1 protein-coding gene is annotated in these 1,219 nt (G+C 70.9%); it reads right to left on the reverse strand.

Features of this window, described 5'->3' with window-relative positions:
• Window positions 1-974 (reverse strand): 3-isopropylmalate dehydrogenase (locus ACFWGZ_RS41055; protein WP_382456983.1); only part of this gene is annotated, 974 nt, incomplete at its 3' end.
• Between the last annotated feature and the right edge of the window lie 245 nt (window positions 975-1,219).

The raw sequence follows: 1,219 nt of genomic DNA on the forward strand, positions 1-1,219 counted from the left end.
CCCGGCGACTGGTGGTCGCGGGTCGCCAGGTCGAACGCCACGGAGGCCTCGATCCGGCGCGACGCCTCGTGCTCGCCCAGGTGGTCGAGCAGCAGCGCCACCGACAGCACGGCGGCCGTCGGGTCCGCGATGCCCTGGCCCGCGATGTCGGGTGCCGAGCCGTGCACCGGCTCGAACATCGACGGGTTGCGGCGCGTCACGTCCAGGTTCCCCGACGCGGCCAGGCCGATGCCACCCGTGACGGCGGCGGCGAGGTCGGTCAGGATGTCGCCGAACAGGTTGTCCGTCACGATCACGTCGTAGCGGCCCGGGTCGGTGACCAGGTGGATCGTGGCCGCGTCGACGTGCTGGTACGCCACGGTCACGTCCGGGTGCTGCAGCGAGACCTCCTCGACGACGCGCGACCACAGCGAGCCGGCGTGCGTGAGGACGTTCGTCTTGTGCACCAGCGTCAGGTGCCGGCGCTGGCGGGCCGACGCACGCGCGAACGCGTCGCGGACCACCCGCTCGACACCGAACGAGGTGTTCAGCGAGACCTCGGTGGCGATCTCGTGCGGGGTGTCCTTGCGCAGCAGACCGCCGTTGCCCGCGTACGGGCCCTCGGTGCCCTCGCGCACCACCACCATGTCGATCTCCGGCGGGTCCGCGAGCGGGCTGCGGACGCCGGGGTAGAGACGGGCGGGGCGGAGGTTCACGTGGTGGTCGAGCTCGAAGCGCAGGCGCAGCAGCAGCCCCCGCTCCAGGATTCCGCTCGGCACCGACGGGTCGCCCACCGCGCCGAGCAGGATCGCGTCGTGCTGGCGGAGCTCACCGAGCACCGACTCCGGCAACAACTCTCCCGTGGCGTGCCAGCGCGCCGCGCCGAGGTCGTAACGGGTGATCTCGGCCGCCGGAACGACCTCGCCGAGGACCTTCAGGGCCTCAGCGATGACCTCGGGCCCGATCCCGTCTCCTGGGATCACTGCGAGCCGCATCCACACACCTCCCAGGTGTCCGTCCCCAATTGGTGGGACTACTTTCCTCCGCGAGAGGCTACCGGCATCACGGCCGCTCGCCGCATGCCGGACACCCCTTAGGGGTGTTCTCTCCCGTACTGCGGGACACCCACACGGACTATTCCCACTTTCGAGTGTCACTCGACCGCAGGAAGGGGATCGCGTCAAGGGGTGACGACCGGCAGTTCCAGCCCGTGTCACGGGAAGGGGCCCGGTTCTCGGTG

Source organism: Lentzea sp. NPDC060358 (assembly GCF_042725365.1).
In the GTDB taxonomy this organism is placed as follows: domain Bacteria; phylum Actinomycetota; class Actinomycetes; order Mycobacteriales; family Pseudonocardiaceae; genus Lentzea.